The following is a 22185-nucleotide window of genomic DNA, read 5'->3' on the forward strand; positions in this document are numbered from 1 at the left end:
TTTATACCGTATTTTGGATCAATGGATCAGCAGCAGAGAAATGCTTACCAGGATCATCAATAGGATTGAAAAAGCAAATGAATTGACAATAAACACCAATAGCCCAATCAGGATACTCCTTCTTTTCCTAGTCGCATAGAAACGATGGTGTGCAATAAAGAAGTACAGGCCTGCATATATCATGGCAATGCCGTATATCCATGTGGAGAGATGGTTGAACCAGGCATAAGCGTGAAGGCTTGGTTCGATCAGGTTCATGATCAGGAATAAGGTAGCAATCATGAGCAAGAAAGAAAAATAATGAAGTGTAAAAACGCCATGGTCGTAATACCACCATTTTTTCTTGTCATGGAAGAGGTACAGGATCAGTGCAAAGATCGGTAGGTAGAAAAATAGGGCTTTTGGGAAAGTATGCATAAAAACAGTCACAAAGCTCTGTACTATATCATTCAATGGAACCTGATGCTCCTTCAGTTCAAAATATTTATTGACATAAGGCCTGAAAATCTTTCTGATGATGGATGGATTTACGCTGGAGATGGAGTCGTACTCAGCTAAGGAATTAAAATTGAACAGCTTAGTATTGCTTAAATCGGCATTCTTTTCATGCTGTAAGCTATCCAGATTAAAGACTTGTTCAATTTTTGAATTTAATTCCGCAGAATCTAAAACTCCAATGCTTCCATTGTCTAAAAGATCCTGATTTAGCTCCTTACGTAAGATTTCCTTTTGTAAGGAATCTAAGGAAACATTTCCTGAATTGTCATCATGACTATTGGTGCCTACGAAAGAAGCAATAAAGAAGGTTACAAAGGAAATGAAGATATACAATTTGACTGGGGGTACATATCCTTGTCTTTTTCCAGAAAGGAAGATTTTGGTCAACTTTCCTGGAAAGAACAACAGGTACTTCATGGTTTTCCAGAACTGTCCATCATAGTGGGTAAAATCTTCAAAAAAGTGGGTGAAGAGATAATGAAAAGGCTGTCTGTTTTCCGTGTTTTCCTGTCCGCAATGGGGACAGAACCTTTCTTCGACGAAGTGACCGCAGTTTAAGCAGTTTTTTTCTTCACGTAGTTTTCCGTGGCTCATTAATTTGGTTAGTATTTTAATGCAAAATATTAAATATTATTAAAAAAATAAGGCCTTATTCCAACAAAAAAAATTAGCCATGGAGTCTTTGTAAGGACGCTAGTGCTTGGGGTTAATTTTTCTAAATAATAAAAAAATAGAAAGTAATTGAATAAATATTTAACATCGAACCCTGTATTGCAGCCTTATCTTAATGTTTATTTTACAATTCCTTTACACAAAAACATCAATATGCATATTCGTTAATATTGGCTTAATAATTTGTTAATTCTTAATCTTCATTTTTGTGGGGATGAGAAATAGTATAATTCGCTTTTTTCCAATCCTAACTTTGTTAGGTACTACGTTTTTCTATTCATGTAGTAATAATTCCAATTCCATCAAGATGAAGGGGTCTGATACGGAGGTAAATTTGGCGGTTAATTTGGCGGAGAAATTCACCAAGTTGGATCCGACTTTCAGTATTGCCATTTCTGGTGGTGGATCGGGGTTAGGAATCACTTCCTTGATGAATGGACAGGCAGACATTGCCAATTCCTCGAGGCCACTTTCCGAGGAGGAGGTGCAGCAATTCCAAGATAAGAACATCGATATCAAAACGGTTGTTTTTGCCGAGGATGCTACAGCCTTTATTGTTCATAAGGATTTGCCAATTGATTCCATTGATGTAGAAACCTTGGCAAAGATCATGGACGGAAGCATTAAAAATTGGTCGGAGGTTAAGGCAATCAATTCTCCGGTCAACATTTATGGTCGTCAGAGCAGCTCTGGCACCCATTCCTTTGTGAAAAAGAAACTGAAGATTGAATTTGCCAATACGGCAAAGGAGATGACAGGGAACGCCCAGATTATCGAGGGTGTAAAGGCGGATAAGACTGGAATAGGTTATGTTGGCGCTGGTTATGTCTCTCCAGATCCGCAAGAATCGCAAGGCATAAAAATATTAAAGATCAAAAAGGATAAAACCAGTCATTCGATTTCACCATTGGATCAGGATGCCATCAATAATGGTACATACTTCTTCCAAAGACCGCTGTACCAATTTATCCTCGCAAAATCTTGGGAAAAGGTACGCCCATTTATCAATTTCGAACGCAGCCCTGTGGGAAGAATATTGATTGAAGACCATGGTTATTATATCTTAGAAAATCAAAAAAATGAAATATAGAGCAAGATTATCCTTGGACGTTTTTTTCAAATTCGTTTTCAAGGCCACAGGATTTTTGGTGCTGGCTTTACTGGGCGGAATATTAGCCATGTTGATTTACAATTCCTTTTCATTTTTCTTGGATGTCAAACCCTTGGATTTTATTACAGGGATGGAATGGAATCCTACCGGAAAGAATCCGAAATACGGGATGCTTCCATTAATCATTAGTACCACGATCGTCACCTTCGGGGCGATGTTGATCGCTATTCCCTTAGGGATTGGAACAGCTGCCTTTATTGCTGAATATGCCAGTCCGAGGTTGAAGAATTTTTTGAAACCGGCGATTGAAATGCTTGCTGCAATTCCTTCCGTGGTGATCGGTTTCTTAGGTATTGTGGTGGTAAGCCCAGGGATTGCGAGTTTGGCTGATCTTTCGAATGGTTTAAATGCCTTGAATGGTGCCATATTATTGGCGGTAATGGCTTTGCCAACCATCATTACGGTAGCTGAAGATGCCATTCATGCTGTTCCAAAGACCTATAAGGAAGCCAGTTACGGAGTAGGGGCGACTAAATGGCAGACACTATGTAAAGTGGTGATCCCAGCAGCGGCTCCGGGTATTATTGCTGCGGTGATGCTAGGAGTTGGCCGTGCAATCGGTGAAACCATGACCGTATTGATGGCGACCGGAAATGCCTCCATCTTACCGACAAGTATGTTTGATTCCGTAAAAACCATGACAGCGACCATCGCCATTGAAATGGGGGAAGTTCCATATCAAACAACACATTATTTCGCACTATATGCCATTGCAACCGTATTGTTCATCATGACATTAGCGGCCAATATGTTGGGCGAGTATTTTATTAACCGATTCAGAAAATATCATGCAGCGTAGAAAACATAGATTATCAAGTATCATTGAGTGGGGTACTTTATTGACCAGTACCTTATTGGTGTGTTTCTTTCTGGTGGTTGTGATTTGGGAAATTGTTTCCAAAGGCTCTAGTCAACTGTCCTGGGAATTTGTGTCGAAAGTTCCATCCGATGGAATGACCAAAGGAGGGATCCTGACACCTATCATTGGAACCGTTTTGCTTACCTTGATTACGGCATTGTTTTCCATTCCATTTGGAGTTGCCTGTGCCATCTACCTCCAAGAGTATGCAGAGGATAGCTGGTTGACCAGGACGATTCGTGCTTCCATCCGGAACCTTTCTGGGGTACCATCCATAATCTATGGGCTTTTTGGATTGGCATTATTTGTACAGGCCATGCATTTTGGAACATCTTTAATTGCTGCCGGCTTAACCTTAGGGCTCTTGTCCTTACCGTATATCATTACGACAACGGAGGAAGCGCTGATGCGAATCCCGAATTCAACCCGAGAAGCAGCATTAGCTGTTGGAGCAACAAAATTTGAGACCATTAAAGATGTGATCATTCCATCAGCCATGTCAGGGATTTTGACAGGTGTGGTACTGACATTGTCACGGGCAGCCGGAGAAACAGCTCCCATACTATTTACAGGTGCCGCATTTTACATCAATGGTACCAGTGCATTTATCAATCAAGAATTTATGGCCTTGCCATATCACTTATATATGTTGTCAACACAGCATCAATCCATTGATGAAGTCCGTCCGATTGCTTATGGTACGGCTCTCGTATTAATCATTGTTGTGTTCTTACTGAACCTGACCGCATTTTATATTCGTTATAAGTACAGAAAAAATGAAAACTAAGTTATCCGCAGAAAATCTAAACATCAGTTTCGGTACCAAGCATGTGCTGAATAATGTGAACGTGGAGTTTGCAGAGAATGAAATTACAGCCTTGATTGGACCCTCAGGATGCGGAAAGAGTACTTTATTGCGTTCTTTCAACAGAATGCATGACCTTTCAGCAGATGCCAAAATAACAGGCTCGTTGAAGTTGGAGGATCTAGATCTTTATTCCAAAGCCGTTCCTGTTACGGAAATCAGAAAGAGAATAGGTATGGTTTTCCAAAAAGCCAATCCATTTCCCAAGAGTATCTATGAGAATATCGCTTATGGCTTAAAGATCAATAATTTACCGCATGATAAAGCCATCATTGAAAAGGCTTTGCGTGAGGCATTCTTATGGGAAGAGGTAAAGGACGATTTGAAAATGCCTGCCACCCGTTTATCTGGTGGTCAGCAACAACGTTTATGTATTGCACGTGCAGTGGCCTTGAGACCTGAAGTTATTTTAATGGATGAGCCCTGTTCGGCTCTGGATCCCGTGAGTACCTTGAAAATCGAAGAGCTGATCATGCACCTGAAAGAGAAATACACGATTGTCATTGTTACCCATAATATGCAACAGGCGCAGCGTATTGCTGATAAAACTGTCTTTATGTATCTAGGGGAGGTAAAAGAAGAGGGCTTGACCAAGCAAATCTTTGGAAATCCACTGAATGAAGTTACCGCTAATTACATTACCGGCCAATTTGGCTAATCAAACGAGATATTTTTCCGTTCCGTTTATATATTAACATTATCCTTGTGAGAACCTTGAGATTACTTCGGTAAACCAAGGTTCTCTTATTTTTAGGATACCTTCCTCATCTTCAAACCCTTATTAATATTATCCTTAAAACATTTATGTTAGGTTTTTGTTAAACTATTAAAACTTTCTTTGAGTTATGAGAATTTAAACTATATTTAACCGTTAAAATAATTAAGTTATGAGAAAATTAATCGTTTTTTGTGGCCTTTGTGCTTTGGTCCTGAGCAGCTGTGGACTTAAGGGATCAGGTGAAGTCGTAAAAGGCCCTCAATTGTTGACCGTGGAGTTTGTCGGTCAACAAGATTCTGTCCTACAGAATAGCAAAGGAAAAGTGAAATTATTTGCCGTACCAGCAAATGTAGCCGATGTATCAGCGACCATGATAGATGAAGTAGACTTTGAGGCAGCACAAGTGCCCTTTACCGTGGATTTTGAAATCCCAATGGACCATTTAACGTTGATCAAACCTGAAGTACAAGAAGGAGATTCCATCAAATATTATGTTTCCATGGATTGGGATTCCAATGGCGATGGCCAAATTGATTCGATGGATATGTCAATTGATTTTGATAGACAGTTCCCAGATATCGATATCAATCAATTACACCAACAAGTTTTCCTTAAATAAAGGTTGTTGCATTCAAGAATTTTAGTTGTTTTTTAAATTTTTTAGTTAAGGATTTCCGAAAGGGAATCCTTTTTTTGAACCAGGATGCCCTTCGGCGTAGCTCAGGGTACAGCATGGGAGGATGGACCAAGATCATGATTAATTCATTCTCTTTGACCATATACCCTACAATATTCCTTTTAAATGCGTCCAGACGTTTTCTGCTAGGATTTGTTGTCCTTCCTTGGTGGGATGTACGCCGTCTCCTTGGTTCAGGGTTTGGATTCCGGCAACCTTGTCCAATAGGAAAGGTACTAAGGTCATGTTTTGTTCTTTGGCCAATTTCGGGAATATCGCAGCGAAATCCTTGAAATATTGGTCTCCCATGCTTGGCGGAACCATCATCCCTGCAAGAACAAGCTTGCAATCTGGATATGCTTTTTTGACTTTGTCGACAATTTCGTTTAGGTTTTGGTAAGTGGCATCAGGTGAGATCCCACGTAGACCATCATTGGCACCTAATTCAAGGACGAATACATCAATCTTATCTTTTAATAACCAATCGACCCTGTCTTTTCCACCGGCTGAAGTTTCGCCGCTCAGACCTGCATTTATACAGGTGTATCCTAAATTCAGGGAGTCAATTTTGTTTTGTATCAAGGCCGGAAATGCTTCCGACTGGTCATCTAGGCCTAATCCTGCCGTCAAGCTATTGCCGAAAAACAGGATGCGCTTGCTGCTTTCTATTTTGGTCGTATCCAGCGTTGTACTATCAGAAGATGATGGAGATTTCTGCTGTGGGTTGGAGTTATTGCAAGATGCAAGTAAAAAAACAACGGAAACGGCTGATATTATAGATTTGATGTGATTCATAAGGCTAATTTAATTAAAAATAATATATAAATTTATTAGATATGTCATCTACTATGATCCTACAAGTTCAGCATGTCTTCAAGAATTATCAAATTGGAGACCATAAAATCCCAGTCTTAAATGATATCAATTTTGAAATAGAAGAAGGTTCCACCGTTTCTATTGTGGGTCCGTCAGGCAGCGGCAAGACCACCTTATTAGGGTTGTGCGCTGGTCTGGACCAAAGTTCGGAAGGGGATATCCTATTGAATGGAATAAAATTAACAGGGCTGAGCGAGGATAAATTGGCGCAGGTAAGAAATGAACATGTTGGTTTTGTATTCCAAAACTTCCAATTGTTGCCTACGCTCACAGCATTGGAAAATGTATTGGTTCCGATGGAATTGCGGGGAATGAAGAATAAACAAAAGGAGGCTTTGGAACTGTTGGACAAGGTAGGCCTATCTTCTCGTGCGGACCATTATCCTTCCCAGCTATCGGGTGGTGAACAACAACGGGTCTCCTTAGCGCGGGCATTTGCCAATAAACCTAAGATATTATTTGCGGACGAGCCCACTGGAAATCTGGATGCAGAAACCAGTGCGATCATTGAAGACATGTTGTTTCAATTGAATAAAGAATCTGGGACTACTTTGGTTATCGTGACCCATGATCTGGACCTAGCGGCAAAAACGCAAAAGATAATTCCAATTAAGGGAGGAAAGATCCAATGAATTGGCGCTGGATACTCTTAATGGCATGGCGAGACAGCCGTAAAAATAGATCACGGTTATTCCTCTTTATATCTTCCATTATATTGGGGATAGCGGCCTTGGTGGCGATGAATTCCTTTAATGAAAATCTCCGGAAGGACATTGATTCGCAAGCGGCGGAATTGATCGGTGCGGATCTGGAACTGGAAAGTCGAAGGCAGCCTTCTGCAGAAGCCATGAAATTTATTGATTCCCTGAAGGGTTTGAGTGAAGATTTTGCCAAGGAAGAAAGATTTATGTCCATGATCCGATTTCCAAAAGCGGAGGGCTCCAGATTGGTGCAAGTACGTGCCATTGAAGGTCACTATCCTTTTTATGGTGAAGTGGAAACTAATCCATCCAACAGTTATCGGGATTTTGGGACTATGGCCGGGGTATATGTGGAGAATTCACTTTTGTTGCAATTCAATGCTATCGTAAAGGATTCCGTTCAACTCGGGAACAACAGTTACCCAATCTTAGGGAATGTGCTTTCCCAACCTGGACAGGCTGCCATTGCAGGAGCCATGGCACCTTCAGTTTTTGTACCGATTGCCCAATTGAAGAATTCTGGCCTGCAACAGCAGGGCAGTCGTATAGAATACCATTATTATTTCAAATTGCCCAAAGGATTTGCTGTCGATAAGGAGGTTGAAAAATTAGATAAAAGGATTGAGGAACTGCAGTTGAGGGCATCAACCATACAGACTACAAAAGAAAATACCGGCAGGTCTTTTGCCGACATGGCTAGTTTCATGGAACTGGTGGGATTTGTAGCCCTGTTGCTGGGCTGTATTGGCGTATCAAGTTCCGTTCAGATCTATGTTCGCGAAAAACTGCTTTCTGTTGCTGTATTAAGATGTTTGGGTACCACCGCGAAGCAGGCCTTTTATATCTTTTTGGTTCAATTTGCGGGCATAGGACTAATCGGAGGTATCATTGGAGCAGTCTTAGGCTCCTTGATCCAATATTTAATTCCCGTGGTCATGCAAGATGTTATACCAGTCAGCTTAACGACTGGTGTATCCTGGCTAGCTATCTTAGAAGGAATTGGCTTAGGTGTCGTTATTGCCGTTTTATTTGCGTTGTTGCCACTATTGGCCGTACGAAATATATCACCGTTGAACTCTATTCGGATTTCCGATAAGGAGGAAAGCATGTTCAAGGATAAGATGAGCTGGTGGGTTTACCTTTTGATCTTGATCTTTATTACAGGGTTTGCCAGGCTTCAAATGGCAGATTGGATACAGACATTAGTTTTTGTTGCAGGAGTAGGCATTACCTTTTTATTGCTTCACGGCGTGGCAAAGGCTTTCACTTATCTTATCAGGAGGTTCTTTCCCAAGAGATGGCCTTATCTATGGCGACAAGGCCTGTCCAATCTTTACCGTCCTAATAATCAAACGGTGATCTTGATGATATCCATTGGTCTGGGAACGGCTTTGATCTCGACCATGTTTTTGGTGCAGGATCTATTGATCAATCGGGTGAAAATCTCATCTGAACAGAGTCAGGCAAATATGCTGATGTTCGATATTCAACCTTCGCAGCAAGAATCACTTTCCAAAATGGCGAAAGCGGAGGGGTACCCCATATTGGAATCAGTGCCTGTTGTTACCATGCAATTGCAGAGTGTCAATGGTGTGACGTTAAAGGATGTGGTTGCAGATACCAGCAATGAAATTTCTTCTAGAGCGTTCCGCGGGGAAATCCGTGCCACCTATCGCGATTCTTTGACCAAAACGGAAAGCATTACTTCCGGCAGATGGGTAGGGGTTGTGGGAAATAAGGATACCGCCTCGGTTTCTTTGGACCAGAATTATGCCGATAACATCAAGGTTAAGGTTGGAGATAGGTTGTCTTTCAATGTTCAAGGATTGATCATTCCTGCAAAGGTCAGTAGCATCCGGCAGGTAGATTGGAACCGCTTTCAGTCTAATTTTAGGGTTGTCTTTGCCAAAGGTAGCATTGATCAAGCACCTCAGTTTTATCTGATGATGACCAAGGTCCCTACAGAAATAGAATCAAGTAAATTTCAACAGAAGATCGTCAATAATTTCCCGAATGTTTCCGTAATCGATATGAATGCTGTTTTAACGGTATTGCAAGAAATTCTAGATAAAATTGGGTTTATAATCCAATTTATGGGGGCTTTCAGTATCCTGACTGGAATCATCGTTTTGATATCTTCGGTGCGGATCAGCAAGTTTCAGCGGATTCGCGAAAATGTGCTGTTGCGTACATTAGGTGCAAGCAGAAAGCAGATCTATCTCATTACCATCAGTGAGTATCTGTTTTTAGGATTGCTCTCTGCCTTAACGGGCATAATTATTTCACTTCTAGCGAGTTATTTATTAGCTATCTTTGTTTTTGAAAGTGTATTTGTGCCATCTATTGGTATGATCGCTTTGTTGTTGGTGCTGATTGTGGGATTGACCGTTCTGATCGGTTTGATCAACAGTTTGTCTGTCATCAATCGTTCTCCTTTAGAAGCCTTACGAAAAGAATAAAATATTAACCGAAAATATTATAACAATATGTTAAATTTATACACTAACAAATTGAATTTAGATTATGAAAAAATTATTCACATTGCTGTTTGTACTTTTGGGTATGATAAGTACTAAAGCTCAGGTTGCAGGTGATTGGAAGGGGGAACTTGAGGTCCAAGGGACCAAAATGGAGTTGATCTTTCACATCAGTGACAAAGACGGAAATTTAGCGGCAACCATGGATGTCCCTGCTCAAGGAGCGTCGGGATTGCCCATGTCGACTGTAAAGTTCGAGAACAATAAGCTTAATCTGGCGATGGAACAGCCAGCTTTATCCTATGAAGGTGAACTTAAAGGGGATTATCTCGAAGGAATATTTAAGCAATCAGGCATGGAATTTCCATTGAAATTGGCAAAGACCAAGATCAGCAAACCGGGAGATCCAAGTTTAGTTTCATCAGACGCTGAATTGGCGAAATTGATAGAACTTGGGAATGGAAATTACAAATACAAGGTAGAAGACTATTTTGCCAAACCAAAATCCTCAAGTTTTGCCTTGTCGCCAAATGGTAAATACATCTCTTATCGCGAAAAAGACGCCAATAACAAACGCCATGTGATGGTAAAGGAGGTCGCTACAGGCAAGGTGGTCCGAGCTATTGAAGAGAAGGATGAATTGATCCGTGGAATGGGTTGGGTAAATGATGAACGTCTGGTTTACATTATGGATCAGGGAGGAAATGAAAATTACCATTTATACGCTGTCAATATTGATGGCACGAAGAATATTGACCTGACACCATTTGAAGGCGTTCAAGCGGGAATCCTAAATATGCTGAAGGAGCAAAAGGATATAATCATTATCCAAATGAACAAGGATAACAAGCAAGTCTTTGAACCGTACAAGGTCAATGTGCAGACCGGTGAAATGGAGAAATTATTTACCAATACGGATCCTGAGAATGCCATTGTAGGTTATGAATTTGATAAAGATGGAAACTTACGGGGCTATGCCAAGATGCAAAATGGAGTCAATACCCAGTTTTTTTATAAGCCGCACGGAAAAACGGAATTTGAATTGTTTGGCACAACCAAATGGTATGATACTTTTTCAGTATTGTCGTTTAATTATGCCTCTAAAAATCCAGACGAGGCTTACGTGTTAACTAATCTGGATTCGGACAAAGCCAGGATCGTCCTGTATGATCTCGGTCAGAAAAAGTTGATCAAGGAAGTATATTCCAATCCAGATTATGATGCTACCATATTAGGGCTATCCAGGAATAGAAATTGGGAGTTGGACTATGTGGGTTATGAGGGTGAGAAAGTGGAGATTGAGCCTAAAAGTGAAACTTTCAAAGGAATCTATTCCCTGTTCCAGAAGGAATTCCCAAATTATGAATATTCCATAGTTGGGAAGACAGATAAGGAAGATCAATATTTGGTAGTTGTACAAAGCGATAAGTTATACGGAAAGTATTACCATTTAGATGCGGGAACTAAAAAGATCACTTTACTTTATGATCTGATGCCGCAATTGAAGGAAGCAGATATGGCTGAGATGCGTCCGATTTCCTTTAAATCAAGGGATGGACTGACATTGCACGGTTATCTAACCCTACCTAAGGGAGCCGCGGAAGGAAAGAAAGTTCCATTGATCGTCAATCCACATGGTGGTCCACAAGGAGTTCGTGACAGTTGGGGATTCAATCCGGAAGCACAATTGTTTGCAGCTCATGGATTTGCGACCTTGCAAGTCAACTTCCGGGTGTCAGGTGGTTACGGTAAGGATTTTCTAAAGGCTGGATTTAAGGAAATTGGTAGAAAAGCTATGGATGATGTGGAAGATGGTATTCAATACGTCATTGATCAGGGGCAGATTGATAAGGATAATGTGGCTATCTATGGTGGTTCGCATGGTGGATATGCCGTATTAAGAGGACTGACCAAGACGCCGGATCTCTATAAAGCGGGAGTAGATTATGTCGGGGTGTCCAATATCTTTACCTTAATGAATTCCATTCCAGAATATTGGAAACCTTATAAAGAAATGCTCTATCAGGTATGGTATGATCTGGATGATCCAAAAGAAGCGGAAATTGCTAAGGAAGTTTCTCCAATCTTCCATGTAGATAAAATAAAGGCCCCATTATTTGTGGTGCAAGGAGCGAATGACCCGAGGGTAAAAATTGCGGAGGCTGATCAAATTGTTAAGGCTTTGCGTGAAAAGGATGTTGATGTGCCTTATATGGTGAAGTATGATGAAGGACATGGGTTTGGAAAAGAGGAAAATCAGATAGAATTCTATAAAGCCATGATGGGCTTTTTCCACAAACATTTAAATTAATCTGTTGTTATATAAGCGTATAGCTCCTAAATTTAGGAGCTATACTTATTTTATTCAGTTATGAAAATCCTAAACGCAGATCAGTTGAAAACTATAGACCAGGAAACCATCCAAAATGAAGGGATCAATTCTTGGGAACTCATGGAGCGTGCGTCTAGCATAGTCAGCACGGCCATCTTGGATGATTATTTTGATATCATCAAGGAATTGCCCATAGCCATCGTGTGTGGAAAGGGCAATAATGGTGGTGATGGATTAGCCATTGCGAGGCAATTGATGGATTCAGGCTATGATGTTGAAGTTCGATTATTGAAGTCTGATCGGTATACGGCCGACAATCAGTTGAACCAAGATAAATTGGACAATATCCAATATTTCGATTTAGATGATGACCTCGATCTTCCTTTAGAAGGTTTTTTAATAGACTGTTTATTTGGGTATGGATTGAGTGCGGCTCTTTCTGATGAATGGAGAGGAGTCATAGAACAGATCAATGATTTTCAAGGCAGGATAATATCGGTTGATATGCCCTCCGGATTAATGTTGGATGCGGTCGGTCAGTTTGAAGACCTTATTGTCCGTGCCAGCAAGGTCTATACTTTCCAGTGTCCAAAATTGGCACTATTGCTTCCAGAGAATTCCATTTTTGTAGGAGAATTTGAAGTCCTGGACATCGGGTTGGATGAGAATGCGATCCTGAAGCAAAGTACATCATATCGCTATGTTGAAGCAGGCATGCTTGATATCCTATTGCGTTCCAGGTCAAGGTATTCGCATAAGGGCACCTTTGGGCATGTTGCTATCGTTGGTGGCAGTTTGGGGAAAATGGGAGCGGTATTAATGGCTACAAAGGCCGCCTTAAAATCTGGTTGCGGATTGGTAACTGCATATATTCCGAAATGTGGCTATAATGTGTTGCAGATTGGTTTTCCGGAAGCCATGGTCTTACTGGATTCATCGGAAGAAAAGTTAGTAGACTTCCAGGTCCAAGGTGAGTTTTCTGCGTATGGAGTAGGGATTGGGATGGGGAAAGATGAAGAAACCGTTCGCGGTTTTGGAATTTGGTTGCAATCTCTTGCTGAAGACAGTAAAATGGTTTTGGACGCGGATGCCCTCAACATCATCGCTGAGAATGAACATCTGCTGAAGCACCTTCCTATTAATGCCATTCTGACCCCACACCCAAAAGAATTAAAACGCTTGATTGGAGAATGGGAGAATGATTTGGAAAAATTGGAGAAAGTGAAAGCATTTTGCAGTGAAAACCAAGTGATTTTAGTCATCAAAGGGGCAAACACGGCTATTGTTAATCCTGCTGCCGAGGTTTATTTCAATTCTACCGGTAATCCGGGAATGGCAACTGGAGGAACTGGTGATGTACTGACCGGTATTATCAGTAGCTTACTTGCCCAAGGTTATAATGCCTTAGATGCAGCTGTTCTCGGGGTTTATATCCATGGTTCTGCAGGTGATTTTGCGAAAGATTGGGTAGGTGAGACCAGTTTGGTTGCATCTGATCTGATCGATCATCTGGCATCTGCCTTTATGAATCTCTTGAATGAAAGTGAGTAAATATGAAGTTCAAATGATAGCATTGGGCTAGAGGCTAATTTAGGTCCGGTAAAATATCCTTATCTTTATCCAATGCAAGTTCACATCAAAAATATGGTATGTCCTCGCTGCGTTATGGCAGTTGAACAGATCTTGAAAAGGATGGATGTTCCATTCCGTGATGTGAGTATTGGTTCCATTAACTTAAGCAGACCCTTTACAGAAGCAGAACGTGTCCTATTTGGCCAAGAGCTCAAGTTGATTGGATTTGAAGTGCTAAAGGATAGGAAGCAGATTTTGGTCGAAGAGATAAAAATAGCGCTTTCAGAGATGTTGAAGGCGGAGGAGTCCATGTCGATCAAAACATCGAGTTATCTATCGGAAAGGTTCAATCTGGAATATTCCTACCTAAGTAGCGCGTTTTCCGAAATCCAAGGGGAAAGTATCGAAAAATATTTGATCAACCTAAAGGTTGAAAAGGTTAAAGAGCTGTTGAGCTATGATGCCACATTGGCGGAGATTGCGGCACAACTGCAGTATAGCAGTATCGCTCATTTGAGCAGCCAATTTAAAAAGACAACCGGGGTGAGTCCCTCTGTTTATAAGAAACAGTTGGTCTAATCTTGAAAAGTTATATAAAACAGAAAAGCCCGCAAATTGCGGGCTTTTCTGTTTTTGTTCAATTGTTATTTAAGGTTATCACGGTAAACTGTAGCTTTCTTAACTTCAGTTTGGATGTCTTTACGAGATGCATCATAAGTCAAAACTTTCTGATAGTCTGTAATAGCTTTGTTGTACGCATCAGTAGCTGTTGCTTTATTGTAGTTAGCCGCTCCTTTAGTACCTGTAAGGATTCCTAGATCGCGGTAAGCAATAGCGCGGTTTTGATATAATTTAGCATCGTTTGCATTGATAGCGATCGCTTTAGTATAGTCAGCAGTAGCAGATTTCAATAAAGCTTCACGTTCTTGGTTGCTCAATTTCAATTCTTTGTTTACTGCCATGTTGTTGTTCGCTTTTGCTTTGTAGTAGTAAGCAGAAGTGTTTTTGGCATCCAAAGAGATTACTTTGTTGAAGTTAGCGATCGCTTTTTTGTAATCACCATTTTGGAATTGAGAGTAACCTAATAAATACACAACTTCAGGTTCGTTTCCAGCATTAGGTAATGCTTTTTCGAATTGAGTTGCCGCAGTTTTAAAATCACCATCCAATAATGCTTTTTCACCAGCACGTACATTTGGATCGCTGTGTTGTTTTTCTTGTGCTTGTGCACCCATTGTAGCTAATGCCAAAGCAACAGTAGCTAACCCAATCTTAATCGTCTTCATCTGTGTATTCAAGTTATTTAATTTCATGTCTGAATTTTTATGTTGTTTTCCCTGTAAATTTCTATACTCCTACTAATAGAGTAAAAATCTGTTAAATAGTTTAACGCCGCAATCAATAGTTATAAACATTTCCACATTTTGTAACTTGCTTCTAAATTTTGCAGAAATCTATACACAAAGGTGACAAAGAATGTGCTGATTACTGACGATTTAACAGATACAAATCAATAATAGCATAAAATGTACCAAATTTCGGACTTGGCACTTTGCTTGCACTATATGAGTTCATTAATTTTAAAATAAAAAATAGCTGATCGTCTGACAAGATGTCGGCAAGCTGGACATGTACATATGAACAAATTTGATTCATTCAATTTTAATCAAACGTTACCTATCATAAACGAAGAAACTGAATTCTTTCCCTTATTAACCCAACAGGATGAGGATGAAATGAGGAATGCAGAAATTCCTGATCAACTCCCGATTCTACCCCTAAGGAACACGGTTCTTTTTCCGGGTGTAGTGATCCCTATTACAGTTGGTCGGGATAAGTCTATAAAATTGGTAAAGGATGCCTATAAAGGTGATCGCACCATTGCTGTGGTGTCTCAGAAAGATATGACGGTTGAGGATCCTACTTTTGAACAATTGAACAAAGTAGGGACTGTAGCCCATATCATCAAGATCCTTCAAATGCCGGATGGTAACACGACCGTGATCATTCAGGGTAAGCAGCGTGTGAAACTAAAGGAATTGGTTCAAACTGAACCCTACCTGATCGCTCGTGTAGAGAAGTTTCCGGAAGATAAACCAAAAACGAGCAGTAAAGAATTCAAGGCTTTGATCTCTTCTGTTAAGGAAATGGCCTTGCAGATCATTCAACTTTCGCCAAACCTTCCTAGTGAGGCAGGAATTGCTATCAAGAATATCGAAAGTCCTACTTTCCTGGTGAACTTTATCTCTTCAAATCTTTCATTGGAGCTGGAGCAGAAACAGGATCTATTGGAAATAAAGGATTTTGTGAAGCGTGCGAAACAATTGTTGGAGCATTTGACGACTGAAATCCAAATGTTGGAGCTGAAGAACCAAATCCAAAATAAGGTAAGGATTGATTTAGATAAGCAGCAACGCGATTATTTCTTGAGCCAACAACTGAAGACCATTCAGGAGGAATTGGGAGGGAATACTCCGGACCTTGAAATCGAAGAACTGAAGAAAAGGGCAAAAGCGAAAAAATGGAGAGAGGATGTGGGCAAACATTTCCAAAAGGAATTGGAGAAATTGGCCCGTATCAATCCTGCTGCCGCTGATTATTCTGTACAATTAAATTATCTGGAACTGTTGTTGGATTTGCCATGGGGCGAATTTACAAAGGACAATTTCGATTTAGCTCGTGCAGAGAAGATATTGAACAAAGATCATTATGGTCTAGAAAAAGTGAAGCAGCGTATCATTGAATATTTGGCCGTCTTGAAGCTGAAAAATGATATGAAAGCTCCGATCTTATGTTTGGTAGGGCCTCCGGGAGTTGGTAAGACTTCATTGGGGAAATCTATTGCAAAAGCTTTGGGCAGAAAATATACCCGTATGGCCTTGGGAGGTATCCGTGATGAAGCGGAAATCCGGGGACATCGAAAAACTTATATCGGCGCCATGCCTGGCCGTATCATTCAGTCCTTGAAAAAAGCAGGTGCTTCAAACCCTGTGTTTGTTTTGGATGAGATTGATAAAATAGGTTCTGATTTTAAAGGTGATCCTTCTTCTGCTTTGTTGGAGGTTTTGGATCCTGAACAAAACACCCACTTCTACGATCATTATGTAGAGATGGAATATGATCTTTCCAAAGTGATGTTCATTGCCACTGCCAATTCATTGAGTGGTGTGCAGCCTGCGCTCTTGGACCGAATGGAGATTATTGAAGTCAATGGTTATACCATTGAGGAGAAGATTGAGATCGCCAAGAAACATTTGTTGCCAAAGCAACGTGAAATGCACGGTATCCAAGCGAAAGATATTGCTCTGAAACCTAAGATGATCGAGAAAATCATTGAAGAATATACTCGTGAATCGGGTGTCCGTGGTCTGGAAAAGAAAATCGGTTCGATCGTACGTGGTATTGCAACGAGGATCGTAATGGAAAAACCGTATGATCATAACCTTTCGGCAGAAGATGTGGAGGAAATCTTAGGTCCACCGATCTTTGACAAGGACCTGTATGAGAACAATGATATTGCTGGGGTTGTAACTGGTTTAGCTTGGACTTCGGTTGGCGGAGATATCCTATTTATTGAATCTAGCTTGAGCCCTGGAAAAGGGAAGCTGAGCTTGACGGGTAACTTAGGTGACGTGATGAAAGAATCTGCTGCCATTGCCATGGCATACCTACGCTCTCATGCTGATGAATTTGGAATTGATTTTAAAGTCTTTGATCAATGGGACGTGAATATTCACGTGCCAGCCGGTGCAACACCTAAAGATGGACCATCTGCCGGTATCACCATGTTGACTGCCTTGGCATCCTTGTTCACCCAACATAAGGTAAAACCTAAATTGGCCATGACGGGTGAGATCACTTTGCGTGGTAAGGTACTGCCAGTAGGAGGGATCAAGGAGAAAATATTGGCGGCTAAGCGAGCCAACATCAAGGATATCATCTTGAGCAAGTCCAACCAAAAGGACATATTGGAAATCAAGGAAGATTATATCAAAGACTTGAATTTCCACTATGTAAGCGAGATGCGTGAAGTGGTTAAATTGGCGCTTCTGGATGAAAAGGTCAAGAACGCGAAACAACTAAATCGAGAGAATTATTAATTTATATTGCATAATATCCAAGGCACAATTAATTCAAAATTGTGCCTTTTTTATTGTCTTCAGCATCAGCGGTTTCCTTGTTAAGGACTGATTTTCAATTTGGTTTGTCAGGGTCATTCAATCTTATGAGGTTAATTTTAATTATAATTTAATAAACAGTATTTTTGCGGCAATGAATCTCAACAGTAATACAGCGAGGTTTGTCAAGCGGGTCATTACCTCACCTCTATTAATTTATATCATCCGGTGTCTGATTGGTTTTGTTATTGGATACTTAATGTATCTAAGGTTTAAACAGTTCGAGGTCTTCTGGGCATTATTATCCATTATTTTAGTTATTTCTCCTGAGGAGAAGGATTCGAAAAGGCTTTCCATTGAGCGCTTTAAGTCGAATTTTGTAGGGTCTGTCGTAGCCATGGGCTGTGTTTGGCTGTTGCCTAAGTCGGTATATTCTATAATGACAGGTATCGTGCTGACCATCTTTCTATGTTGGGGATTTAAGATCCTGAACATGGCAAGGGTAGCAATCGTGGCCCTATTGATCATTATGATAGAACCCCACCATACCCAGATTGCCTATACGCCAATCTATCGTGCACTATCGACGGGTCTTGGCTGTATTATAGGATTGACGATCGTCATTGTATCTTCAGGTGTGATTCAATTCTTACGGGAAAAATACAAGATATTTACGGAGCCTGCCTAACAGCGAGTTACAATATAAATCCATCACTTACAATTAAATCGTTATTTTTACGGCAATGATTGAATTATATACTGACGGCGCATCCAGCGGAAATCCTGGTCCTGGTGGTTATGGAACTATCCTACGGGCCATTTATCAAGGGGCAAATCCTGAATTTCAAGGTAAACTAATCGAAAAGGAATTTTCTGGTGGCTTTAGGAAAACGACCAATAACCGAATGGAATTACTGGCAGTTATCATTGGTCTGGAAGCCTTGAAGAACCTCAATCAGCAAGTGACCATATTTTCGGATTCGAAATATGTCATCGATGCCATTGATAAAAAATGGGTGTATGGCTGGATTCAGAAAGGATTTCAAGGAAAGAAGAATAAGGACCTTTGGATGCGGTTGATGAATGTATATAAACTGCATAAGGTAAAGTTGGTATGGGTAAAAGGCCATGCTGGGCATCCGCTAAACGAGCGATGTGACCAATTGGCTGTTAAAGCATCAAAAGATAAGTCCACCTGGAAAATAGATTCTGTATTTGAAGCAGAATTGCAAAAAGGCTTAGATATTTAATCTAAGCCTTTTTTGTTTATGTTCGATTGTATGGATTAAATCAGTCCAGCACGTTTCAATAGTGGGTCAACAGACGGTTCTTTTCCTCGGAACTGTTTATAGAGTTTCATTGGATGTTCCGTTCCACCTTTTGAAAGAATATTGTCCTTGAATTTTTTTGCAACTTCCTGATTGAAGATACCTTCCTGTTGAAAATAATCGAAAGCATCCGCGTCCAAGACCTCCGCCCATTTATAGGAATAATATCCCGAAGAGTAACCTCCATCAAAGATGTGGGAGAAAGATGTGGACATGACATTCTCCTTGACATCGGGATAGATCGCTGTTTCTGCGAACTGTTGGGTTTCAAAATCTTTCACCTTGCTGATAGCACTTGGGTCCTGTCCATGCCAGCCTATATCCAAAAGACCGAAGCTCAACTGTCTGACCGTTGCCAGCCCTTCCAAGAAGGAAGCAGAATCTTTGATTTTTTGGATGTATTCCATGGGAATGGTCTCGCCAGTTTCATAATGCTTGGCAAAAAGTTTCAATGCTTCCTCTTCATAGCACCAGTTTTCCATAATTTGACTTGGAAGTTCGACGAAATCCCAAAATACGGAAGTTCCGGAAAGGGTAGGATAGGTCGTGTCTGCCAACATGCCATGTAAGGCATGGCCAAATTCATGGAATAGGGTGGTAACCTCGTTGAATGTTAACAAGGAGGGTTTACTTGAAGTAGGCCTAGTGAAATTGCAGACGATGGAAACATGAGGTCTCTCATTGTGACCATCTTTAATGTATTGCGATTTGTAGGAGGTCATCCATGCGCCATTCCTCTTGCCCTTACGGGGGAAGAAGTCTGCATAGAAAACTGCGACTAAATCACCATCATCTGTACTTACCTCATAGGTCTGAACTTCTGGATGATATTTGTCGATATTCTGGATTTCCTTAAAATTCAAGCCATAGAGGCGGTGGGCAATTTCAAATACACCATTTAATACATTGTCCAGTTTGAAATATGGTCTTAACTTTTCATCATCCAGATTGAAACGTTCTTGCTTCAGTTTTTCTGAATAATAACTGCCATCCCATTTTTCTAAATGGTCTAAACCATCCTTTTCTTTAGCATATTGGCTCAATTCGGCAAATTCTTTTAATGCAGCGGGTTTGCCTTTTGCAAGGAGGTCATTCAAAAATGAAGTAACGGTATTGGGGTTTTGAGCCATGCGTTCTTCTAATTTAAAGTGTGCATGGGAATCATAACCTAATAATTTAGCCCGTTGATGTCTCAGTTTGGCAATTTTTAGAATTATTTCTTCATTGTTATTTGCATTGTCCTGAAAGCCTTTTTTACCAGCTGCAATTGCCAATTCTTTTCGCAATTCACGGTTGCTGGCATAGGTCATAAAAGGGATATAGCTAGGATAGTCCAAGGTGAATATCCATCCTTCTTTGCCCTCTTCTTTTGCGAGTTCATGTGCTGCCTCGATTACAGAATCAGGAAGTCCATCAAGCTCCTCTTTTTTCAAGATGTGTAATTGATAGGCATTGGTATCCGCCAATACATGTTCTGCGAAGTTTAATTTCAATACCGACATTTCCTGGTCGATTTCCCTGAGTTCTTTTTTCTTTTCGTCGGCTAGCAAGGCGCCATTGCGAACAAAATCTCTATAGTTTTTGGTCAATAGCGTTTCTTGTTCAGGGCTAAGATTTAGGCTGTCTTTTTGATCATATACCTCCTTGATCTTTAGGAATAACTCATAGTTCAAGGTGATGTCGGAGCTTAATTCTGCCAACATAGGAGCTACCTGTACAGCAATCTTTTCTAATTCATCATTCGTTTCTGCAGAATGGAGATTGAAAAATATATTGGAAATCCGATCTAATTGCATTCCAGAGAAGGATAGTGCCTCGATCGTATTTTCAAAGGTAGCTGCTTGATTGTTTGTTGCAATCTGTTCAATTTCCCTTTTAGTTTCAGCAATTGCTTCCTGAAAGGCTGGAACGTAATCTTCATTTTTGATTTGGGAAAAGGGAGCTGTATTATAATTCGTCTCGAAAGGCTTTGTAAGAATATTCATAGTATATAAAGTTACAAATAAAAATCTACTGGAAATGGGTCTGGAATAGAGATTTATCAAGATTTTACGGAAACATTACGTATCATTATGCGTTATAACAATAAAAAAAAAGATAAACATGAGAAATATCGCTAAGTCATTATTTGTTGTCCCGGCTCTGTTATTTAGTATGAGTGCTTGTAATAATTCTGGACAGGAGACTAAAGACAATAAACAAAATGATGCTGTGGCAGATGAATGGACCGCTTCAGAACAGGCTGGAAAATATGTGTTTGATGAAAATGGAGATACGATTTTATTGGATCTGAAGAGTCAAAACGACTCCCTTATTGGACCACTAAGCTATAATTTTCAAGAAAAGGACAAGAACCATGGAGAATTCAGAGGGGTAATTAAAGACTCTTTATTGGTGGGTGAATATAGTTTTATGTCAGAAGGTGTAAACTCTGTTAGGGAAACAGTTTTTGGCATTGTTCCAGAAGGATTGATTGAAGGTTTTGGCGATGTGGAAGAAATAGATTCGAAGTTTGTATTCAAAAATATGGATAGTTTGAGGTTTGATCACGGGATGATTTTACATAAAAAATAAGCTTCCAATGGGGGTTTAGTTTATTTTCTTTAAAAAGTTTGGTCATTTGATTAAAATATTTGTTCAATTACTCTAAATGTTCTTACCTTTGGTCAATCTCAAGTGAAAAGCCAAATGATGAATAAGAAGGAAGAGAAGGAATTAGATACATCAACCGAAGACAAAATAAAAGAAGCAGCGCGCATTGTATTTCATAAGAAAGGATATGCAGCGACTAGGACCAGAGATATTGCTGATGAAGCAGGAATCAACTTATCCCTATTAAATTATTATTTCAGAAGTAAGGAAAAGCTTTTCGAACTCATTATGTTGGAAACATTAGGTGAGTTTGTGAAAGGCTTGGTCTTGGTATTAAATGACCGTGAGTCTACCTTACTGGAGAAGGTCAGTGCCATCGCTGAGCATTATATCGATTCGATCAAGGATAAACCCGAGATTCCTGGATTTATCGTGAGTGAGATCCGAAACAATGTCAACAATATTCTTGAGAAAATTCCTGTCCGTGAAATCTTAGGTGAATCATTCTTTGTCCAACAATTGGATGAGGAAATTAAAAAAGGAACCTTGAAGGAGGTTAGTCCTATCCAATTTATCATGAACGTTTTGGGTATGGTCCTGTTCCCTTTTATTGCTCAACCTATGATTATGAGCGGGACGGGGCTCAACAATAATGAATTTTTTGCCTTGATGGAAGAACGTAAAAAGTTGATTCCCATTTGGGTACAGGCTATGTTTAAAGCATAGTCTA

The 22185-nt window shown here is 40.2% G+C and carries 19 protein-coding genes; 15 read left to right on the forward strand and 4 right to left on the reverse strand.

What is annotated here, in order from left to right; translation table 11 throughout:
- Positions 1–18: 18 nt before the first annotated feature.
- A complete protein-coding gene (locus RT138_RS16475; RefSeq protein ID WP_313191549.1) occupies positions 19–1092 on the reverse strand; it encodes a DUF3667 domain-containing protein in 1074 nt (357 codons plus the stop codon).
- 292 nt (positions 1093–1384) lie between these two features.
- Between RT138_RS16475 and RT138_RS16480 the strand changes: the two genes are divergently transcribed.
- From RT138_RS16480 to RT138_RS16500, 5 genes are all read left to right on the forward strand, one after another.
- Entirely contained in the window at positions 1385–2260 is an 876-nt protein-coding gene (locus RT138_RS16480) for a PstS family phosphate ABC transporter substrate-binding protein (RefSeq protein ID WP_313191550.1), read from the forward strand.
- Positions 2250–3140: a phosphate ABC transporter permease subunit PstC gene (gene pstC / locus RT138_RS16485; protein WP_313191551.1), complete on the forward strand. Its 891-nt coding sequence runs from the start codon at positions 2250–2252 to the stop codon at positions 3138–3140. Before RT138_RS16480 ends, pstC begins: the two co-directional genes overlap by 11 nt.
- Complete coding sequence (gene pstA / locus RT138_RS16490) at positions 3130–3987, forward strand: phosphate ABC transporter permease PstA (protein ID WP_313191552.1); 858 nt, start codon at positions 3130–3132, stop codon at positions 3985–3987. The genes pstC and pstA overlap by 11 nt, the downstream gene beginning before the upstream one ends.
- Positions 3977–4723 carry a phosphate ABC transporter ATP-binding protein PstB gene (pstB, locus tag RT138_RS16495; RefSeq protein ID WP_313191553.1) on the forward strand — a complete coding sequence of 249 codons (747 nt, stop codon included), beginning with the start codon at positions 3977–3979 and terminating at the stop codon, positions 4721–4723. Before pstA ends, pstB begins: the two co-directional genes overlap by 11 nt.
- A 229-nt stretch (positions 4724–4952) precedes the next feature.
- Complete coding sequence (locus tag RT138_RS16500) at positions 4953–5402, forward strand: hypothetical protein (RefSeq protein ID WP_313191554.1); 450 nt, start codon at positions 4953–4955, stop codon at positions 5400–5402.
- A 165-nt stretch (positions 5403–5567) separates the two neighbouring features.
- On the opposite strand, the gene RT138_RS16505 is transcribed toward RT138_RS16500, so the two are convergent.
- Positions 5568–6254 carry an arylesterase gene (locus RT138_RS16505; protein ID WP_313191555.1) on the reverse strand — a complete coding sequence of 229 codons (687 nt, stop codon included), beginning with the start codon at positions 6252–6254 and terminating at the stop codon, positions 5568–5570.
- Positions 6255–6295: 41 nt separating this feature from the next.
- On the opposite strand from RT138_RS16505, the gene RT138_RS16510 reads away from it, so the two are divergent.
- The 5 genes from RT138_RS16510 to RT138_RS16530 all read left to right on the forward strand — a co-directional run bounded on the left by RT138_RS16510 (position 6296) and on the right by RT138_RS16530 (position 13996).
- On the forward strand, positions 6296–6967 hold the full coding sequence (locus RT138_RS16510) for an ABC transporter ATP-binding protein (RefSeq protein ID WP_313191556.1): 672 nt from the start codon (positions 6296–6298) through the stop codon (positions 6965–6967).
- 20 nt (positions 6968–6987) lie between these two features.
- Positions 6988–9495, forward strand: coding sequence for an ABC transporter permease (locus RT138_RS16515; RefSeq protein ID WP_313191557.1), 2508 nt, complete (start codon positions 6988–6990; stop codon positions 9493–9495).
- A gap of 64 nt (positions 9496–9559) precedes the next feature.
- The gene (locus RT138_RS16520; protein ID WP_313191558.1) at positions 9560–11824 is read left to right on the forward strand and encodes a S9 family peptidase; all 2265 of its coding nucleotides are present in this window, start codon (positions 9560–9562) and stop codon (positions 11822–11824) included.
- A 60-nt stretch (positions 11825–11884) separates the two neighbouring features.
- Entirely contained in the window at positions 11885–13396 is a 1512-nt protein-coding gene (locus tag RT138_RS16525; RefSeq protein WP_313191559.1) for an NAD(P)H-hydrate dehydratase, read from the forward strand.
- A gap of 72 nt (positions 13397–13468) precedes the next feature.
- Positions 13469–13996: a helix-turn-helix domain-containing protein gene (locus tag RT138_RS16530; protein ID WP_313191560.1), complete on the forward strand. Its 528-nt coding sequence runs from the start codon at positions 13469–13471 to the stop codon at positions 13994–13996.
- Positions 13997–14061: 65 nt separating this feature from the next.
- Here the strand turns inward: RT138_RS16530 and RT138_RS16535 are convergent, their stop codons facing one another.
- Positions 14062–14730 (reverse strand): tetratricopeptide repeat protein, encoded by a 669-nt coding sequence (locus tag RT138_RS16535; protein WP_313191561.1) that lies wholly within the window; start codon positions 14728–14730, stop codon positions 14062–14064.
- 324 nt (positions 14731–15054) lie between these two features.
- On the opposite strand from RT138_RS16535, the gene lon reads away from it, so the two are divergent.
- The 3 genes from lon to rnhA all read left to right on the forward strand — a co-directional run bounded on the left by lon (position 15055) and on the right by rnhA (position 18785).
- Positions 15055–17517, forward strand: a complete 2463-nt coding sequence (gene lon, locus RT138_RS16540; protein ID WP_313191562.1) for an endopeptidase La — start codon at positions 15055–15057, stop codon at positions 17515–17517.
- Between the two features lie 172 nt (positions 17518–17689).
- Positions 17690–18223 carry an FUSC family protein gene (locus RT138_RS16545; protein ID WP_313191563.1) on the forward strand — a complete coding sequence of 178 codons (534 nt, stop codon included), beginning with the start codon at positions 17690–17692 and terminating at the stop codon, positions 18221–18223.
- Positions 18224–18278: 55 nt separating this feature from the next.
- A complete protein-coding gene (gene rnhA, locus RT138_RS16550) occupies positions 18279–18785 on the forward strand; it encodes a ribonuclease HI (RefSeq protein WP_313191564.1) in 507 nt (168 codons plus the stop codon).
- A 35-nt stretch (positions 18786–18820) separates the two neighbouring features.
- Here rnhA and RT138_RS16555 read toward each other — a convergent pair whose 3' ends face one another.
- Positions 18821–20848, reverse strand: a complete 2028-nt coding sequence (locus RT138_RS16555; RefSeq protein ID WP_313191565.1) for a M3 family metallopeptidase — start codon at positions 20846–20848, stop codon at positions 18821–18823.
- Positions 20849–20966: 118 nt separating this feature from the next.
- On the opposite strand from RT138_RS16555, the gene RT138_RS16560 reads away from it, so the two are divergent.
- Entirely contained in the window at positions 20967–21437 is a 471-nt protein-coding gene (locus RT138_RS16560) for a hypothetical protein (protein WP_313191566.1), read from the forward strand.
- A gap of 114 nt (positions 21438–21551) precedes the next feature.
- Positions 21552–22181, forward strand: a complete 630-nt coding sequence (locus RT138_RS16565; protein ID WP_313191567.1) for a TetR/AcrR family transcriptional regulator — start codon at positions 21552–21554, stop codon at positions 22179–22181.
- Positions 22182–22185: the final 4 nt, after the last annotated feature.

The sequence above is a fragment of the Sphingobacterium sp. genome (assembly GCF_032065005.1).
In the GTDB taxonomy this organism is placed as follows: domain Bacteria; phylum Bacteroidota; class Bacteroidia; order Sphingobacteriales; family Sphingobacteriaceae; genus Sphingobacterium.